At 43.5% G+C, this 17,801-nt stretch carries 17 protein-coding genes; 2 read left to right on the forward strand and 15 right to left on the reverse strand.

The features are described from left to right. Positions 1-18 precede the first annotated feature (18 nt). The 6 genes from CS562_RS13595 to metH all read right to left on the reverse strand — a co-directional run bounded on the left by CS562_RS13595 (position 19) and on the right by metH (position 7,304). Positions 19-867, reverse strand: coding sequence for a deoxyribonuclease IV (locus tag CS562_RS13595; protein WP_099856313.1), 849 nt, complete (start codon positions 865-867; stop codon positions 19-21). Then, on the reverse strand, positions 857-1,678 hold the full coding sequence (locus CS562_RS13600; protein ID WP_099856315.1) for an Fpg/Nei family DNA glycosylase: 822 nt from the start codon (positions 1,676-1,678) through the stop codon (positions 857-859). Before CS562_RS13600 ends, CS562_RS13595 begins: the two co-directional genes overlap by 11 nt. A gap of 7 nt (positions 1,679-1,685) precedes the next feature. Further along, entirely contained in the window at positions 1,686-2,495 is an 810-nt protein-coding gene (locus CS562_RS13605) for a TIGR01457 family HAD-type hydrolase (RefSeq protein ID WP_076289102.1), read from the reverse strand. Between the two features lie 99 nt (positions 2,496-2,594). After that, entirely contained in the window at positions 2,595-2,723 is a 129-nt protein-coding gene (locus tag CS562_RS33430; protein ID WP_256716804.1) for a hypothetical protein, read from the reverse strand. A gap of 128 nt (positions 2,724-2,851) precedes the next feature. Next, entirely contained in the window at positions 2,852-3,790 is a 939-nt protein-coding gene (gene rnz / locus CS562_RS13610) for a ribonuclease Z (protein ID WP_076289348.1), read from the reverse strand. A gap of 73 nt (positions 3,791-3,863) precedes the next feature. Beyond that, positions 3,864-7,304 (reverse strand): methionine synthase, encoded by a 3,441-nt coding sequence (gene metH / locus CS562_RS13615; RefSeq protein WP_099856317.1) that lies wholly within the window; start codon positions 7,302-7,304, stop codon positions 3,864-3,866. 179 nt (positions 7,305-7,483) lie between these two features. On the opposite strand from metH, the gene CS562_RS13620 reads away from it, so the two are divergent. Next, positions 7,484-8,029, forward strand: a complete 546-nt coding sequence (locus CS562_RS13620; RefSeq protein WP_090899920.1) for a cupin domain-containing protein — start codon at positions 7,484-7,486, stop codon at positions 8,027-8,029. Between the two features lie 89 nt (positions 8,030-8,118). On the opposite strand, the gene CS562_RS13625 is transcribed toward CS562_RS13620, so the two are convergent. The 8 genes from CS562_RS13625 to CS562_RS13660 all read right to left on the reverse strand — a co-directional run bounded on the left by CS562_RS13625 (position 8,119) and on the right by CS562_RS13660 (position 15,145). After that, a complete protein-coding gene (locus tag CS562_RS13625) occupies positions 8,119-8,793 on the reverse strand; it encodes a GntR family transcriptional regulator (protein ID WP_099856319.1) in 675 nt (224 codons plus the stop codon). Positions 8,794-8,897: 104 nt separating this feature from the next. After that, complete coding sequence (locus CS562_RS13630) at positions 8,898-10,529, reverse strand: ABC transporter substrate-binding protein (protein ID WP_099856321.1); 1,632 nt, start codon at positions 10,527-10,529, stop codon at positions 8,898-8,900. A 69-nt stretch (positions 10,530-10,598) separates the two neighbouring features. Further along, positions 10,599-11,468 (reverse strand): carbohydrate ABC transporter permease, encoded by an 870-nt coding sequence (locus CS562_RS13635; protein WP_024630394.1) that lies wholly within the window; start codon positions 11,466-11,468, stop codon positions 10,599-10,601. A 12-nt stretch (positions 11,469-11,480) separates the two neighbouring features. After that, positions 11,481-12,443 (reverse strand): ABC transporter permease, encoded by a 963-nt coding sequence (locus CS562_RS13640; RefSeq protein WP_099856323.1) that lies wholly within the window; start codon positions 12,441-12,443, stop codon positions 11,481-11,483. 544 nt (positions 12,444-12,987) lie between these two features. Then, positions 12,988-13,794 carry an HAD family hydrolase gene (locus CS562_RS13645; protein ID WP_099856325.1) on the reverse strand — a complete coding sequence of 269 codons (807 nt, stop codon included), beginning with the start codon at positions 13,792-13,794 and terminating at the stop codon, positions 12,988-12,990. 28 nt (positions 13,795-13,822) lie between these two features. Then, complete coding sequence (locus CS562_RS13650) at positions 13,823-14,335, reverse strand: hypothetical protein (protein WP_076289095.1); 513 nt, start codon at positions 14,333-14,335, stop codon at positions 13,823-13,825. Positions 14,336-14,461: 126 nt separating this feature from the next. Continuing rightward, positions 14,462-14,671: a DUF896 domain-containing protein gene (locus CS562_RS13655; RefSeq protein WP_099856328.1), complete on the reverse strand. Its 210-nt coding sequence runs from the start codon at positions 14,669-14,671 to the stop codon at positions 14,462-14,464. 96 nt (positions 14,672-14,767) lie between these two features. Continuing rightward, positions 14,768-15,145 (reverse strand): LysM peptidoglycan-binding domain-containing protein, encoded by a 378-nt coding sequence (locus CS562_RS13660; protein ID WP_099856330.1) that lies wholly within the window; start codon positions 15,143-15,145, stop codon positions 14,768-14,770. A 305-nt stretch (positions 15,146-15,450) separates the two neighbouring features. On the opposite strand from CS562_RS13660, the gene lexA reads away from it, so the two are divergent. Then, a complete protein-coding gene (gene lexA, locus CS562_RS13665; RefSeq protein ID WP_024630400.1) occupies positions 15,451-16,077 on the forward strand; it encodes a transcriptional repressor LexA in 627 nt (208 codons plus the stop codon). Between the two features lie 113 nt (positions 16,078-16,190). On the opposite strand, the gene CS562_RS13670 is transcribed toward lexA, so the two are convergent. Continuing rightward, positions 16,191-17,492 carry an aldehyde dehydrogenase gene (locus CS562_RS13670; RefSeq protein ID WP_099856332.1) on the reverse strand — a complete coding sequence of 434 codons (1,302 nt, stop codon included), beginning with the start codon at positions 17,490-17,492 and terminating at the stop codon, positions 16,191-16,193. Positions 17,493-17,801: the final 309 nt, after the last annotated feature.

Raw genomic sequence — 17,801 nt, forward strand, 5'->3', positions numbered from 1 at the left:
AATCGCTCCTCTCCCCATTTAAAGCCAGGAACGCATGAGCTCAATGTCTCCACGGTGTGTTCCATCTTCGCCTGATTCGGTCTCCAGCACAACTACCGCTTGCTGAAATTCAGGCGCACATAACAGTTCCTGCATCGCTTTTTTCCCTATATAACCCTGTCCAATCCGTGCATGTCTGTCCTTGCATGAACCGGAAGGATATTTCGAATCATTAAAATGAACAGCTGCAAGAGCATCCCAGTATCCCAGCAGTCTGCCTTTCTCCAGCATTGATGCCTCATTGCCTGTCGTCCACATGCCTGAAGCAAAAGCATGACATGTGTCAAAACAAAAAGCAATATGTTCAGGATACCGGCTTAGCTTACGAATCTGTATCAACTCTTCCATCGTCGTACCCATGGGACCATGACCTCCAGCCTGATTTTCAAGCAGAACCTTAGCCTGTCCATTCCAATCTGCTAAAGCGGTATCCAGACAGGATATGAGATTCTGATATCCTTCAAGTGGTTCATTGCTCTTGAGATGTCCAAAGTGAACTACAGTTCCTACTGAACCGCAGGCATCTGCAATATGCAGATCATTTTGTATCGAAGCGATGGTTGCATGAAAACCCGCCTCTCCTCGGGTTTTGCCCAAAGCCGGATTCGTGGGATAGGGTGAGTGGGCAATGGAAGATATCCCCTGCTTCTCACACCAGTCCCGACACTGTTCAGCATCTTTGAGGTCCAATTCTTTCAAGCCAAGGCTACGCGGGTTCTTCGGAAAATATTGAAATGCCGTAGCCCCCATCTCAGTTGCCCGCTTGGCTGCCTGTAGAAATCCACCTCTGGTGCTGACATGTGCCCCGATTCCGCTTTTAGGCCTCATGCTGGCAATCTGGACAGAAGAAAGCCTTCTTGCCCGTAATTTCCACGCGTGCTATCGTTCCCCCACAACGAGGGCAAGTTTCCCCTTCACGATCATACACTCGACACTGCTCGTCAAAACTTCCCGTCTTGGTATCTCCCTGCATCAACGGCATTTCCATATAACCGCCTTCCGAAGCAGCTTCCCGCAACACGGATTGCACAGAATGGTACAAACGTGTTGTGAGTTCAGGCGATGCAGCAATATTTTGCGTCTTGGAGCTTGGTCTCAGACCTGCTGCAAATGCAATCTCATCCGAATAACAATTTCCGATGCCTGCAATAATGTGTTGATTGACCAGTGTAGTTTTAAGTGTACCCCGACGTCCTTTCAATAGGGCAGCAAAACGTTCTGCATTCATGCGCCGATCAAGAGGTTCAGGTCCAAGATCAGACATAGCCTCTTCCGTCTCTTTGGAAGTAAGCAGATGCAGATATCCTAAACGGAGCCCAATAAAGAATAAAGTATATTCTCCAAATTGAATTTCCACTTGAGTGGAGCGATCAGGACGTTCAGCTTCCGTGCCCCAGAAAATCATTCCGCCCAGCATGAGATGTAGCACAAGCCGCTTACCATTAGCCAGATGAAAGATCAGATGTTTGGCCCGGCGCTCTACAAATATGATACGATTGCCTGTCAGTTCACGGGTGAACACATCAGGATCGGTATTAATCGACTTATCACGGTTAACCACCACACCTGTAATCGGCAAATCGAGTATTTTCTCGGACAGCAAGGTCCGGTAGTTTTCCATTTCCGGCAATTCCGGCATCGTACATCTACCCCTTCTTGGATGCTTGGCTTGTCGTCTGCGACAGCCACTCAATCAGTTTATGCAAATCTTCAAACACATGATCAGGACGAACCTTGGTCGCCTGGATGTGGCTATCCATATTGTCCCGTGTCGTTATTCCAGTCAGAACCAGTAGGGTCTCGCAGCCTGCAGCTGCTCCTGCGGCAATATCTGTACGCATATTGTCTCCGATTACAGCAACTTCATCAGACTTTAAGTTCAATCGGCTAATGGCAGACTTCATAATAATACTTGACGGTTTGCCAATGACAGTAGGATGAACTCCAGTTGCTGCTTCTATCGCTGCCCCAATTGTCCCCGCTCCGGGCGTAAGCCCATCATCAGAAGGTAGTTGCAAATCCGGATTGGTCATGACAGATTTAGAGCCGCCATTGATCCAGCGAAGCGCTTTAGTCAATTTATGATAGGAAAATTCACGATCAATTCCTTGTATAACGTATTCAGGTTCATCATCCGTTAGTGTAAGCCCTGCAGCTTCTATCGCTTGCAACAGCCCTTCTTCTCCGATACAAGCCACTTTCGCACCTGGAGACTCTTGGGCCACGTATTCCGCAGCCGCCACCGCAGAAGTACATACCTGTGATGCATCGGCAGGGATACCCATCCCGTTCAGATGATCTGCCACACCTTGCGGTGTACGCGAAGAATTATTAGTCACAAACAAATAAGGCATGCCTTGTTCATTTAATGTCTGAATAAGCTTATCGGCTCCTTCAATACGATGTCTGCCATGATAGAGCGTACCGTCCAGGTCGATCAGATAGGCCTTAATCATATACAGCACTTCCTTTCTTTATTCTATTAATATTTCATGTCATTAATCATTTGCCTCGAACTTCAATGCCACTCTATGTATACAGTACAAAAAAAATGGCTAGCTCGCATCTGCACGCAACACGTCGAACCGAATCGAACACGGACGTTTGGCCCCGCGCGTCTTCTGTACAAGCTTGTCATTTCCTGCGCTTTCCCGGAAAATAATTTGAATCATTTCCCTGCTCATATTGCCCATCCTACACGCTTTCCGGCCAGATTGCAAAAGGGACCTCGGGAGTAACTTCCCCTTAGTCCCGTGCAATTAACGGCTTATTCTCCCGTCGTGTTTGGCTGTACTGTTTCGCGCGTCCATCATTAGGATTCACTCTTACGGTGAACAACTGGAATAAGCTCGTGTTCAATCGCAAGTTTCGTATTCGGGAATATCGATTGCGCTTCCTCCAGTAGTGGCTGCAACTGATCCTCATCTTTGTAACGAGAGCTAAAATGGGTCATGATCAGCTGTCCTGCACCTGCCGCTCTCGCCGCCTCAGCCGCTTGCTTTGATGTACTATGATAGTACTCATGAGCCGTATCAGCTAAATCATGCAGAAACGTTGCTTCGTGTACAAGAACATCCGCATTTAGTGCAAGTGGCTGTACATTGTCACATGGGCGCGTATCGCCCAAGATGGTAATCACCATCCCTCGCTTGGGTGCACCCAACACATCTTCTGGACGAAGGAAGTCCCCATTGTCGAGGGTAATCGTTTCTCCCCGCTTCAAGCGACCAAATAGCGGCCCAGGCTTCAATCCATACTCAGCCAGTTTTGCAGGGTCCAGACTGCCTGGACGATCCTTTTCGGTAATCCGATACCCATAACTGTCGATACGATGTTCCAGCAACGCAGATTCCACAATGAAGCTCTCATCTTCGAAAAGCACTCCGCCTGTATGTTCTACAATGCTTAAATCATAGTTTAGACGTGATTGGCTCAGCTCCATGGTTGTCATGATCATTCGTTCAGTTCCTGGCGGACCATACACCGTTAGCGGTGTAGTGCCACCCTGATATGCTCTGCTGGAGAGCAGACCTGGAAGTCCAAATACATGATCTCCATGTAAATGGGTGATAAATATTTTCTCCAATTTGCTCAATTTAAGCGGAGAACTTAAAATCTGATGCTGGGTTCCTTCCCCGCAGTCAAACAACCACAATGCTCTGCGCTCATCCAACATGCGCAGCCCTATGGAAGTTACATTCCGCTGAAGCGTAGGTACACCAGCGTTAGTTCCCAGGAAATATAGTTCCATCTGGATCGCACCTCTTTCTGCTGCCAGCAAAAAGCCTCCGACAATGCGGAGGGCTTTGCCTGACCTTTTACTTTTAAGCCTTATCCACGTTAAAATACTTCGCTTGCGGATGGCTGAATACCATCGCCGATACGGATGCTTCAGGTTCCATCATGAAACCTTCAGTCAACTCCACACCAATATCCTCAGGCTGTAATAACTTGAACAGTGGCCCTTGGTCTTCCAAATCGGGACAAGCCGGATATCCGAATGATACCCTGATTCCCTGATAGCGTGCTCCATGACGCTGCTTCATGGTCATCTGTGCTGGATCTGGGAATCCCCAGATATCTCTCATCATATGATGAACTCGCTCAGCTAATCCCTCTGCTACTTCAAGCGCTACGGATTGCAGAGCATGTGAGCGAAGATAATCACCTTGCTCCTTCCAAGCTGTCGATAACTCCCGTACACCGTGCCCAGCCGTTACGACCATGAAACCAACGTAATCCATTTGTCCGGATTCCACTGGCTTCAAGAAATCGGACAGGCAGAGGTATGGTTCAACTTTTTGACGAGGGAACGTGAATGTATGCAAGATATTACTTGTATTCTCTGGGTCATAGATGATAACGCTGTTACCGCTGGACTGAGCCGGGAAGAAACGATACATCGCATGCGCCTGAATAATCCCGTCACGAACAGCTTCCTGCATAATCTCATCCACTACCGCTTTTAGGTCTGTGGCTTTCTGATCACCCGAAGCAAGCAACTGCTCTACTGAGCCACGCAAACCAAGATGGTGACCTAGCAACATCTGCATGTTCACATACGGTAATATGTGTGATAGCGGATAGTTCCGCATCACATGTCGCTCCAGATCCGGTGGAACGAGAACCGGGTTGTCTATTGCGATATCCGAACGCTCTACCCGTGTAAGCTCGGGAAGTGAGGTAACGTTTTCTGCACCAGCTGCGTCCGCCTCTTTCTCAGCGTCCATCTCCAGCTGCATCGCTTCGCGAGTGCTTGGGTTCATGAGCTTGTTAGCCAAATCCAGACCGTCCATCGCATCTTTTGCATATACAACCATGCCGTTATATTCCGGGCGTATACGATTCTTGGTGAATTTGCGTGTCAATGCTGCTCCACCAACCATAATAGGTACATCAATTCCTGCTGTACGTAAGTCCTGAGCGGTAAGAATCATCTGTTGTGCCGATTTTACCAACAGACCGGATAGACCGATCGCATCGACTTTCTCTTCTCTGTATGCCTCGATAATTCGCTCTGGTGGTACTTTTATACCCAAATTAATGATCCGGTAACCGTTATTGGAAAGGATGATCTCCACCAGGTTTTTGCCGATGTCATGCACATCGCCTTTGACCGTTGCTAGAATAATCTTTCCCTTAACTGACGTCTCATTCTTCTCCATGAACTGTTCCAAATAAGCTACCGAAGCCTTCATAACTTCCGCGCTCTGAAGCACTTCTGCTACGATCAGCTCATTATTGTTAAACAGCCGTCCTACTTCTTCCATGCCCCGCATCAACGGGCCATTGATTACTTCAAGGGCTGTATATTTGGCGAGTGCCTGCTCCAGATCGGGCAGCAAACCTTCTTTGCTTCCTTCAACAACATACGATGCGAGACGTTCTTCCAACGACAGGTTCGAAATCTTTTCTTTTTTCTCAACCTTTTTGTTACGGAACGCCGCTACGAAAGCAGCCAGTGTTTCGTCATTTGTATTATATAACAGCTCTTCTGAGAGTCTTCGCTCTTCTTCCGGGATGGATGCATAACGCTCCAGCTTCTCGGTGTTAACGATGGCATAATCGAGACCTGCTTTGGTACACTCATATAAAAATACAGAGTTCAGCACTTCACGCCCAGCTTCAGGCAATCCAAATGAAATGTTACTGATCCCCAGTATTGTATGACATTCAGGCATCGCTTCTTTAATGACACGAATACCTTCAATTGTTTCTTTGGCCGAACCGATATACTGTTCATCGCCCGTCCCTACTGGAAACACCAGGGTATCAAAAATCAGGTCTTCGGCTTTTAACCCGTACTTGTTCACCAGCAAATCGTAAGACCGCTTGGCTACCTCCAGCTTGTCCTCACGACTAATGGCCTGACCGCGTTCATCAATCGTTCCGACAACGACAGCACCGCCGTATTTATGCAAGAGCGGAGTGACCAGCTCGAACTTTTCCTCGCCGTCCTCAAGGTTAATGGAGTTAATTATCGCTTTACCCTGAGAGTATTGCAGTGCAAGGTCGATGACGGCTGCATCTGTCGTATCGATCATAAGTGGCACCTTTACTTTTTTGACAACAAGTTCAAGGAATTTCTCCATGTCTTCGGCTTCTTCACGGTCCGGATCTTGAACACAAACGTCGACAACATGTGCCCCATTTTTCACCTGAGCCCGAGCAATTTCTGAAGCTTCTTCATATTTCCCTTCAACAATAAGACGCTTGAATTTCCGTGATCCAAGTACGTTCGTACGTTCCCCAACCATATAAGGGCGATTGTCCTGTTCAACGTAGACTGGATCTATTCCTGACAACGCTGGTGGATGTGTTCCGTTCATTTCTCTGGGAGGGTACTTGGCAAGTGTATCCCGCATTGCCCGAATATGTGCAGGTGTTGTTCCACAGCAGCCACCCGCGATGTTCAACCAGCCCTGTTCGGCAAAAGCACCGATCTTCTGAGCAAGCGAATCCGGCGATTCATGGTAATTACCGTTTTCATCCGGAAGACCTGCATTTGGATAACAACTTACCGCAACTGAAGCCATGCCGGAAAGAGAGCGAATATGGTCACGCATGAATTCCGGACCTGTAGCACAGTTTAGTCCCACTGAAATTGGGTTAAGGTGTTCTAAGGATATATAAAAAGACTCAATGTTCTGACCAGCGAGGGTTGTACCCATCGGTTCGATCGTTCCTGAGATCATCAGAGGAAGCTTGATACCACTTTGCTCGAATGCCTGTTGAATTCCAATGCTACCTGCTTTTACATTGAGCGTATCTTGTGAGGTTTCGAGCAGCAGCGCATCAACGCCTCCCTCAATTAAAGCAAGCGCTTGCTCAAAATAGCTGTCAATGAGCTCTTGAAAAGTAACTCCACCTGTTACTGACAGCGTTTTGGTTGTAGGTCCCATAGCACCTACCACATAACGTGGAGACTCCGGTGTCGAAAATCGATCCACGGCTGCTTTTGCAATTCTGGCTGCTTCGAGATTAATTTCACGTGCACGGTCCTGAATGTCATATTCAGCAAGTACAACAGATGTTGCACCAAACGTATTTGTTTCAATTAAGTCAGCACCGGCTTCCAGATATTCCTCATGAATACGCTGGATTAGCTCTGGACGTGTAAGTACAAGCATTTCATTACATCCATCCAGGTCTTCTCCGCCAAAATCTGCGCCTGTGAGATCAACTTGTTGAATCATGGTCCCCATTGCACCGTCGAGGATCAATATTCGTTGTTTTAATGCATCATGTAGGCTAAGCTTGTCCAATATCGTCACCTCCGCAAAACGTTAAATCTTAGTTTAACAGAAACTAACTTAATGTGAAAGATCGGGTTTGATCAGTTCCCTGGCGGTTTTTGTTGAAGTTCGAATCAATTTGTGAATCGACAAAAATAGAGGAATCCGATATAATAGCGATTAAACCAAGTGGAAAAGAGGGAAAGAACATGGCTGAAATTGTAATCCGAAATACGAACGAACGTATCACTGGAGACGAAAATGTTCGAAATTTCTTAAACAAATATGATGTATTATTTGAAAAATGGGACGCGTCCAAATTAAACACGGATCTGCAAAATAACTTTGGACTCACCGATGAACAAAAAGAAGAAGTCCTAAAAACTTATGACTATGAAATCAGAGACTTGGCAGCACGTCGCGGGTACCAAATCTGGGATGTCATTACGCTATCTGAACAAACACCAGATATTGAAGAGAAGCTTGCTAAATTCGAAGAGATTCATACTCATGCTGAAGATGAAATCCGAGCTATTGTAGCCGGCAAAGGAATCTTTGTCATCAAAGCAACAGATGATGTAGGTTACTTTAATGTAGAATTGTCTCCTGGAGACGTTATCTCAGTACCTGAGAACACCCCACACTTCTTCACATTGATGGAGAACAAACAAATCATTGCCGTACGTCTGTTTATTGAAAAAGATGGCTGGATCGCAGATCCATACCCGGATCCAACGTTTATCAAACAAGCCTAATAAGCAAATCTTATTATTTGCTCAACAAACCCCTGTTCATTTCGAACAGGGGTTTCTGCATATTCAAATAGTATACAACATTCGATGTTTTATATAAAATAATGCGGATATTTTGCCTTCATCTTCTCTTGTTCAACAACAACTAATCTGAGATGAGCTTCCATCACCTTAACTGCTCGATCAGTCTCACGTTCCGTGATAAGTCTATATATTTCCTTATGTTGTGAAATAATAACTTCAGCATCGGAATCTTCAGACAAACGTAATAAACGAAGGCGGTTAAAGGGAATATTAAGCTGCTGCAGCATTTTCCAAGTTCTCATTTTTCCAGTGCCTTGAAATAATATCTGATGAAACTCTTCGTCCAGTTCAAAAAGCCGATAGAAATTATTTTTCCCTATACATACTTCCTGCATGGCGATATTGGTTTCAAGTCTGAATCTGAACTCTTCCGGAAAAGAAGCACAAGCAAGAGTGACAATTTCTTTCTCCATCTTCTCTCTCATAAACCGGCCTTCTTCAACGTGCTCCAGATTAATATGGGAGACAATGGTTCCGCTCTGTGGAATAATATCCAGTAATTCTTCCTCGGCAAGCTTCATGAATGCTTCTCGGACCGGCGTTCTGCTTACTTGCAATTCATCTGCTATTTCCTTCTCGGAAATCTTTGTACCAGGCTCAAGTTCAAGGTGCAGAATCCGTTCCTTTATCAGATTGTATGAATAAGCCCGGGTCGAACCTCTAATCTTTTGATTAAGTGACATTCCTTAACCTCTTCCTCTCAGCCATATTCATCCATCTTAGCACAATTTGCCGTTCCACTAAAATTCCCTTAATGAAACGGCAATGTGCAAATTTCAGTTCAGAACTATTGTTGCTTGTTTTCTTTATATTTCTTATACGTGTCATTGGAAAGCTGCATATACTGAGGCAAGCCTTGGCTCTCCAGCTCTTTTACAAATGCATCAAACTCAGAAAGTTTACGTTCTCCCAAAATGAATTTAAGCGTATTTTGATCCGAGAAATCTTTAAGCGGTGTGCTAAGCAGTGTCACCTGTTCACGATCGATATCCGAGTAAGGAATTGGAGGCTCCGCAGGAACTACTTCTTTGATATCTTTCATGTCTTGCTGGAATTTCAATTCTTCCTCACTAAACATGGAGTGCAACAAATCTGTTGTTCCTCCATAAGCAAACACACCACCAGAGAATCCGTAATCAATACGCAAGTCCTTCGTGCCTTTTGGGTTCAATCCATTATAGTTCACATCTTCGGCCAACTTACGAACACCATCCTGTTTGGTGAAGGTTTCGCCTTCTACACCCCATTTAGCAAATTCTTGACCTTCATCACTATAGTATAACCAATCAATAAATTGCATGGTTGCTTTGAAATTCTCGTTGTCCTTAATTTTACCGGAAATCATGACACCGTTTTCAAGTCTGGAGCCAGACATCAATTGACCTTTTGGACCACCAGGAACTGTAATTTTGGCGATGGAGAAATTTCCTTCTCCCAACGTTTTGTTCATGTCATTACGATGAAGCACTACCGTTTGCGAGTTACCATTAATAATAAAGGATTTTCCAGAAACAAATTTTTGAATAGCCTGGTCATCGTCCTGGGTGAAGCTTTCTTTATCCAGCAGCCCCTCCGATACAAGCTTGTTAAAGTAAGTTAACATTTCCTTGTATTCCGGCGTAGTCGAAGTGTATACAAATTCATCCTGATCTTCTTTATACGTTAAACCATTGCCAAATCCCCACCCAGCTTTCGTTCCAAAACTGGTAGCAGCAATATTCAATGTACTGTTAAATTGGAAACGATCTGAGAACGGAACGGAATCGGGATAGATTTCTTTCAGCTTTTTGGCGGCATCATACAATTCATCCCATGTCTTTGGAATGGCAATGTTATTTTTCTCAAAAATATCAGTTCTCACAATGAGGGTATAGTCTGGCCAAACCTCTTCATGTAAACCTGGAAGTACATAATATTTCCCATCCTCTTGTCGAAGGCCCTCAAGTTCATCCTGAAGTCCCCATTTCTCTACTTTATCTTTAAAGTTAGGCATCAAATCAACATAGTCGCTCACTGGCAAAATCGCACCAGAGGATACAAAAGCAGATTCTTCACCCGGATAGGTTTTCGGAATAACCAGTGGGGCATCTCCAGAGCTGATCAGAAGGGATCTTTTCTGGGAATAGTCACTCATCGGAACGATGGTAGGCTCCAGCGTTACTCCGGTTTTTTCCGTGATTTTTTGGAACAGGAGCCAATCTTTTTTGTACGGGTATGCTGGCTGGTCGCTGTACAGAATAGATAGATTAAATGGTTCAGCCGCTTTGAAAGTCTCTCCTACACCATAGGATTCCATGGCCCCCTTAGATTCTGGTTCAACTTTCTCTCCACCAGCTCCGCTGCTACATGCTGCCAGAACGACACTCATCATTGTTGCCAATACCATCTTGCCTACAAGCTTACGTGGTCTATGTTTCATTTAATTCTCCCCCTGCATGTGGTTTAGATTAGCCTTACAATCAAGATGTTGAACTATATTGGGCTAGGATTACTGTTTAACAGATCCCAACATGATACCGGTTACAAAGTATCTTTGAACAAATGGATAAATCGTTAAAATAGGCAAAATGGTGAGTACCATCGTGACCGATTTGATGTTTGCAGAAATTTGAGTCAGATTATCCGCTGAAGCACCAGCCGAAGCACCACCCGTTGCACCTGCAATCATGTTGCGCAAGTAGATCGTAACGGGAAACAGTTCCTTTTTGTCGAGATACAGGAAGGCAGGAAACCAGGAATTCCAATGTCCCACAGCGTAAAACAGAACCATCGTTGCCATGACAGCTTTACTTAGCGGTAGAATGATCCGCAACAAAATGCCATACGTATTCAAACCGTCAATAGCTGCCGCTTCCTCAAGCTCTTCAGGCATGTTTTCGAAAAATGATTTCATAATTAACATGTTATAAATGCTGATTGCCCCAGGCACAACCAATGCCCACATCGTGTTATTGAAGCCCAGAGAGTTAATCAGGACATAGTTAGGAATCAAGCCGCCACTGAAAAACATCGTGAATACGGCGAACATCGTCAAAAATTTTCGTCCCATTAATCTTTTCTTGGATAAGGCATAAGCGAAAATGGTCGTCATGAACATGGAAATCAAAGTACCTACAACGGTATATATAATTGTGTTTTTGTAGTTGGTCCAGAACATGCTATCACGAGAGATGGTCTTGTAGGTTTCCACATTAAATCCTCTTGGGATAATGCTTACCTTGCCTGAATTGATATAAGCCTCGCTGCTGAAAGACTGGGCCACGACATTCAGAAACGGATAGAGCGTGATGAATACCACAAGCAGCAAAAAGATGGCATTGAAAACTTTAAATACTTTGTATGATTTTGATTCCAGCATATTGCTCCTCCTTTACCACAAGCTTCGTTGTGTCAGTCTGCGTGAAATGGCATTAACCGAGAATACCAGGATCAGTCCAATAATGGATTCGAACAAACCAATGGCGGTAGCATAGCTAAAATTGCTGGACTGCAAACCTACCCGGTACAGATAAGTAGAAATCACGTCAGATGTCTCGTAGATCAGCGGATTGTAAAGGAGCAAGATTTTCTCAAATCCAACCGCAAGGAAATTACCCATGTTCAAAATCAACAATGTAACGATCGTTGGCAAAATGCCTGGTATGGTTATATGGAGGGTTTGCTTCCAACGGTTCGCACCATCGATCCGCGCAGCCTCATACAAAGAATCATCAATTGTTGTTAATGCAGCCAAATATAGAATGGCTCCCCACCCCATACCTTGCCAAACCTCAGAGGTGATATAGATTGTTCTGAACCATTCCGCACGTTGCATGAAAGGAATGCTCTCTCCAGTAAAGAATGATACCATTCCGTTAATAGAGCCATTAACTGCCGTTAATTGCAGAATCATTCCGGCAACGATAACGATGGACAAGAAGTGCGGAAGATACGATGCGGTCTGCACAAACTTTTTGAAACGTTTGCTTTTCACCTCATTCAGCAGCAATGCAAAAATGATCGGAACTGGGAAGGTGAAAAGTAACGCAAGTCCACCGAGCATAAGTGTGTTCCCAAATACTTTCCAAAAGGTTGGGTCTTGAATGAACATCTGAAAATATCTGAATCCAACCCACGTCTCTCCAAAAATACTGCCTCCCGGTACAAATCGTCTAAATGCGATTACGTTACCGAGCATGGGCCCATATTTGAAAATAATAAGATAGATAATTGGAAGAATTAACAGTGAGTACAGCTGCCAATCTTTGCGAAGCAGAGCTGTAATAGTTCTCAACCTGCTTTCTTTACGTAAAGATGTCATCGTTAGCGTGGTTTTAGCGGTTTCCGACTCCATATGTTATTTCACTCCGATCCTTAGCTTAATAAAATAAAAGCGTTTTCGATCAATGCTTATCATCTCTTCTTTTTGTAGAAGACAAGTAATCAGATGCACTTCACCCCCACCTGCAGAATAAACCAAACCAATGTAAGCGATATCAATTTTGAAAATCACTAGAGGCACATTTCGGTCAAGATGCTTCCCCTTATTTTCTTACTAACCACTTCATGTTGCCTTTCACGACTAGATAGTTTACTTCGATTATGTGAAGCGCTTACAAACGATGTGAAAATTATAGCGAATAACTCCCGCTTCCACTTCATTCAAGTAAGTCAACAGATATTCGCTGTATTCATTCGCATACTAGTCATACTAGTATGTTAGTTATATTCTAAATCAGTAGTTCTATAATTTCAATAACTTTTAGTAAAAAAAATTATATTTTGTTATTATGGTATAGTTCAAACTGTCCCAAAACAAAAAAACATTGTTAGGTTTTATGGATAAAATACATCTCACAAAACCTAACAATGTTTGAGTAGTGCACTAAAAATACGATTTATGATGCACTTATTGAGAATTCAGCAATGATTCGTTCCAATTCGGATAAATGCTTGATTTGATGGTCAGGCACATACGATTCGGTGTTCTCTTTATTCTCGCGGTTAATCCAAACAGATTGAATACCTGCAGACAACGCTCCACGGATATCAGTTGTAAGCTTATCTCCAACCATCATACTTTCCTCAGGTTGAACTCCCAGCTTACTCAATGCGTGTTCGAAGATCGAAGGATCAGGTTTTCCTTTACCGAACGTACCCGAGATAATAATTTCATCGAATAAAGGAGCCAATTCAGGAACGCCATCAAGTTTCTCTTGTTGTAAAGCAGGACAGCCGTTGGTTAAAAGCAAAAGCTTAAACTTCCCTTGCAGATGACTCAATGTTTCCATCGTTTCTTCATAGACATGGGGTCTTGATCTCCGCTCAGCCCCAAATTGTGAGGCAAGTCGTTCCGCCAGATCTTCACGATCAACACCCAATTTTAACAAGCCGCGACGCCATGACTCTTTACGATATGCGGGTGCAAGTTGCTCCAACTGGCGAAACTCCGGCTGATCGCCACCTGTGAAGTTAGCCCAAAGACCTTCAAACGGGTTAATCCCAATCATTTTGGTAAACGAAAAAGTTTCATAAGATTCATACAGATTACGTGCCTCATTACGAACAGCCTCTTCAAGGTCTTCGGGTTTAATACCCGTCTCTTGAGCTGCAATCAGGCAAGTCTCATGGAAGGCTTCTCGAACACTGCGCTCATCCCACAGTAAAGTATCATCTAGGTCGAACAAAATCGCTTTTAACGCCATTTCGGTCATCTTCCCCTTTATGCAATAATTACTTTTTCTCGTATGTTTCCACGGTGATCTGATGTGCTTTGGCGAATTTCAGAAGACGTTCAGTGATTGCATCGGTATCATAACGATTAAGTAGTTTGGTAAATACCCATCTCTTACCTCGTGCATTATGCTCAATTACAACCGTACCTGGCTCAATTCTGAATTTCACGATATCATCGACTCCAATTGAACGCTCGCGGTTCCCTTTTGTCGTCAAAATCCGATTACTTCCTATTTTGACATAAGGGCGACGGAGCATGAAGATGACTGCCAAAAATACGTACAGCAACATGGTCACCCAGTCCCAAGTGGTCATCGGAGCTTTGACAAGAAATGTACTCATAAAGAGGTACAGGAAAGCTAGTCCGATCAGAAAAATAGGAAACAGAAGGCTGCGTCCTTTAAATACGTCCTCACCTGGTGTACCGGAAATCGGTTTACCGCTTTTTTTGCGTTGCTGATTCAACTGCTTAGAATTTTTCCGAACCGTTCTCTCGAACGAACGCGACATGAGAATCCCCCTTAGATGTTCTTTGTATCGGCTTACATAACTGCAAACCAACATTTCCCCCTATAATTTGCAACCTCTAGATAACAGGAAGAAACCTAAATATCATATTGATATCATTAGGTTTCCTTAATGTTTGAGTTTGCCTTGGTGGCCTTGATCGTTCTCATCATCTACAATTTCAATCGAATCCAGTTGCTGTCTGAAATTGCTCCGAATGTTACTCAAATAGATTTCTCTAAGCTTGGCACGCTCTGCGAGCTCTTCCTCTGTCAATCCAGTGGATTTTTGCTTACGGGCCAATTCATTAATACGTGCTACCAGACTATCTATATCCAAGCTTGTCCCCTCCAAAAATACAAAGTCTTATTAACTTTGACATGATAAGGGCAGCTTGTCAAGCTGACATGCATTAGCGCGTGTGGATATGCAGTCTTATTCTGTGAATTGAGGCAGTATTAAGACTTGCCCCACTTGTATTGAAGTTGACTGAAGTTGATTCACTTTCTTAATTGCTTCTATATATACACGTGTATCCATTGTTTCAGGTTTGTGATCTAATGATATACTCCATAGTGTATCTCCTTGTGAAACTGCCATCTTCCCTCCAGGCAATAAATCTTTCTCATTGCCAGCGAACACAGTGAGTACTGTACTGCATCCAACCAGTATAATTAAGCTTACGATTATTAATTTCAAGACCCAAGTTGGGACATTACCTTTTGCAAAAACCTTCTTAAAATTCCTTATGTTAGTTTCAACCACTTCTGAACGCACCGGTTCGTAAATGCTTTGATAAGTAGAATATCTCATTAAATATCGACCTCCAAACGTTTGTTCCTATCCGTTGAAATCAATATAACACGAACACTTGTTTTGTACAATAACTTTTTAGAACAATTGTTCGCTTTTTTTGTTGCATCCTACATTCCAATATCTTTCTTCTATTGAAAAGGGAACTGTCATTTGCAGTATTTGATTAGACCAAAAGAAAATTTTCATCTTAATTCGCAAAAAAACATTGATTTTATGGCATTTTATTTAGAACTTATGTTTGTACGAACGGAGGTTCTATGTTATAATTTTCCCAAACGTTACTAAAATGGGGTTGATACGGTATGTCGAAGATATCCAGCAGGCAACAGGCTATTCTGGAGTTTATACGCAATGAAGTCCGGTTGAAGGGGTATCCTCCTTCCGTACGCGAAATTGGTGAAGCCGTTGGATTGGCTTCCAGCTCTACAGTACATGGACATCTGGATCGTTTGGAGAAGAAAGGTCTGATTAGACGTGACCCAACCAAACCAAGAGCCATTGAACTTCTCAGCCAGGAAGAGTCAGAGCATTCACATCAGTTTGCTCACAGCGTTGCTCGCATTCCTGTCGTGGGTAAAGTTACTGCAGGGGTTCCGATCACAGCAACAGAAAATATCGAAGATTACTTCCCTCTTCCCACGCATTATGTAGGCGAACAGAAAGTATTCATGCTTTCTGTCGTAGGAGACAGTATGGTAGAAGCAGGCATTGTTAACGGAGACTATGTTATCGTACGTCAGCAGCAAACTGCAGATAACGGCGATATCGTAGTAGCCATGACTGAAGACGATGAAGCAACGGTAAAAACGTTCTACAAAGAGAAAGATCATATTCGTCTTCAACCGGAAAATTCGACTTTTGAACCGTTGCGTTTGAAACACGTTAGCATCCTGGGCAAAGTCATCGGCCTTTTCCGTGATATTCATTAATATGTATTCTAGTTGTACAGAAGTCTCACAATAAGATACTTAAAGAGGTTGTCCCGTTCAACGGGACAACCTCTTTTTTTCTTATACAATTTATATTGTTCTACGTTAGTCGATTATTCGCTGCGTTTAAGAATGCTTTTATAATGAGAGAACACTTCAAAACTCTGTTGACCATGGTAAGAACCCATTCCACTTTCCCCTACGCCGCCAAACGGTAGATAATGTGATGTCATATGAGACAAGGTATCATTAATACAACCACCACCAAAAGAAACTTGATTCAGAACCTGATTCTGCAGATCCTCATCCTGAGTGAAGATATATAATGCCAGTGGTTTTGGACGACGAACAATCTCATCTAGCATGGGATCGAGGTCGGTATACTTAAATACAGGAAGAATTGGACCAAAGATCTCTTCTTGCATCACTGGGGATTTCCAATCCAATTCCCCCAGTACTGTTGGTTCAATGAGCAGCTGATCACGTTCAGAACGCCCACCGATCATCGCTTTGCCATCTTGGAGCAAAACGGATAAACGATCAAAGTTACGTGCATTGACAATGTGCGGAAAATCAGCATTTTTCATCACGTCATCTCCAAATTTATCCTGAATTTCTGCAGCGATCAATTCAAGTAATCTGTCATGTACGTGCTCGTGTACAAGCAAATAATCCGGTGCAACACAGGTTTGCCCAGCATTCAGGAATTTACCGCGAACAATGCGCTGAGCCGCCAGCTTCAAATCTGCATCCTGATGAACAATGACCGGACTTTTACCGCCTAGTTCTAACGTAACTGGAGTCAAATGCTCAGCAGCTGCCTTCATAACAATGCGACCAACACCTGTACTGCCTGTAAAGAAAATATAATCAAACTTTTCTTTCAACAATGCCGTACTCGTCTCAACTTCCCCTTCCATAACTGCCATGTACTCACTAGGAAATATCTCATGAATCAAATCATAAGTTAGACGTGACACGGCTGGGGTTAATTCAGACGGCTTAATAATGGCACAGTTACCCGCAGCAATGGCTCCAATTAGAGGGCCGAAAGCCAGTTGGAACGGATAGTTCCATGGTGCAATAATAAGAGCAACTCCATAAGGTTCAGGATAAATGAAGCTTGTGCCATCGGGTATAGCAGAATTTGTAGGTACAGGTTTTGGTGTAGCCCATTCCTCCAAATGTTCCAATGCAAAATCCAGTTCACCCAACACGATCCGAATCTCAGAGCCATAAGCCTCTGTTTCAGATTTATTTAGATCCGCACGAAGTGCGTCAAGAATACGTTGCTGATACTTCTCAATTCCCTGTCTCAATTGCTGAAGAGCACGAATACGGTACTCAATAGACTTCGTTTGTCCTGTATAAAAAAATGTCCGCTGTGCGGCAACCAGTTGCTTCTCTTGTTCCATATTAACATCTCCAATTAATTGTTCAAAATTTAATTTCTAAAAACATAAATGAATTATAACGCAAATATATGAAACTATCAACATATAGATACTGTAAATACAGAGCAAACAATTTAAACATACTCTCGCTTCAACGATATGATCATATCTTAATTAACCATTCTATTTCTTATTGACTACATAAAAAGCCTCAACACTAATATGCCAATATTTTATGCTACGAATGCCAGCTTCCTCTTTACATTCTTATTCCCGTTCCCGTTTTAGTCAAATATGATGTATCCATCCTTCCAAATGATGGGCACGTGT

It is taken from the genome of Paenibacillus sp. LK1 (assembly GCF_002750415.1).
GTDB lineage: Bacteria > Bacillota > Bacilli > Paenibacillales > Paenibacillaceae > Paenibacillus > Paenibacillus taichungensis.

Excerpts from the sequence above, each read along its gene's own strand:
- CS562_RS13595 (WP_099856313.1), bottom strand. The coding sequence starts at position 867 with ATGAGGCCTAAAAGCGGAATCGGGGCACATGTCAGCACCAGAGGTGGA.
- CS562_RS13600 (WP_099856315.1), bottom strand. The coding sequence starts at position 1,678 with ATGCCGGAATTGCCGGAAATGGAAAACTACCGGACCTTGCTGTCCGAG.
- CS562_RS13605 (WP_076289102.1), bottom strand. The coding sequence starts at position 2,495 with ATGATTAAGGCCTATCTGATCGACCTGGACGGTACGCTCTATCATGGC.
- CS562_RS33430 (WP_256716804.1), bottom strand. The coding sequence starts at position 2,723 with ATGAGCAGGGAAATGATTCAAATTATTTTCCGGGAAAGCGCAGGAAAT.
- rnz (WP_076289348.1), bottom strand. The coding sequence starts at position 3,790 with ATGGAACTATATTTCCTGGGAACTAACGCTGGTGTACCTACGCTTCAG.
- CS562_RS13620 (WP_090899920.1), top strand. The coding sequence starts at position 7,484 with ATGGCTGAAATTGTAATCCGAAATACGAACGAACGTATCACTGGAGAC.
- CS562_RS13625 (WP_099856319.1), bottom strand. The coding sequence starts at position 8,793 with ATGTCACTTAATCAAAAGATTAGAGGTTCGACCCGGGCTTATTCATAC.
- CS562_RS13630 (WP_099856321.1), bottom strand. The coding sequence starts at position 10,529 with ATGAAACATAGACCACGTAAGCTTGTAGGCAAGATGGTATTGGCAACA.
- CS562_RS13635 (WP_024630394.1), bottom strand. The coding sequence starts at position 11,468 with ATGCTGGAATCAAAATCATACAAAGTATTTAAAGTTTTCAATGCCATC.
- CS562_RS13640 (WP_099856323.1), bottom strand. The coding sequence starts at position 12,443 with ATGGAGTCGGAAACCGCTAAAACCACGCTAACGATGACATCTTTACGT.
- CS562_RS13645 (WP_099856325.1), bottom strand. The coding sequence starts at position 13,794 with ATGGCGTTAAAAGCGATTTTGTTCGACCTAGATGATACTTTACTGTGG.
- CS562_RS13650 (WP_076289095.1), bottom strand. The coding sequence starts at position 14,335 with ATGTCGCGTTCGTTCGAGAGAACGGTTCGGAAAAATTCTAAGCAGTTG.
- CS562_RS13660 (WP_099856330.1), bottom strand. The coding sequence starts at position 15,145 with ATGAGATATTCTACTTATCAAAGCATTTACGAACCGGTGCGTTCAGAA.
- lexA (WP_024630400.1), top strand. The coding sequence starts at position 15,451 with ATGTCGAAGATATCCAGCAGGCAACAGGCTATTCTGGAGTTTATACGC.
- CS562_RS13670 (WP_099856332.1), bottom strand. The coding sequence starts at position 17,492 with ATGGAACAAGAGAAGCAACTGGTTGCCGCACAGCGGACATTTTTTTAT.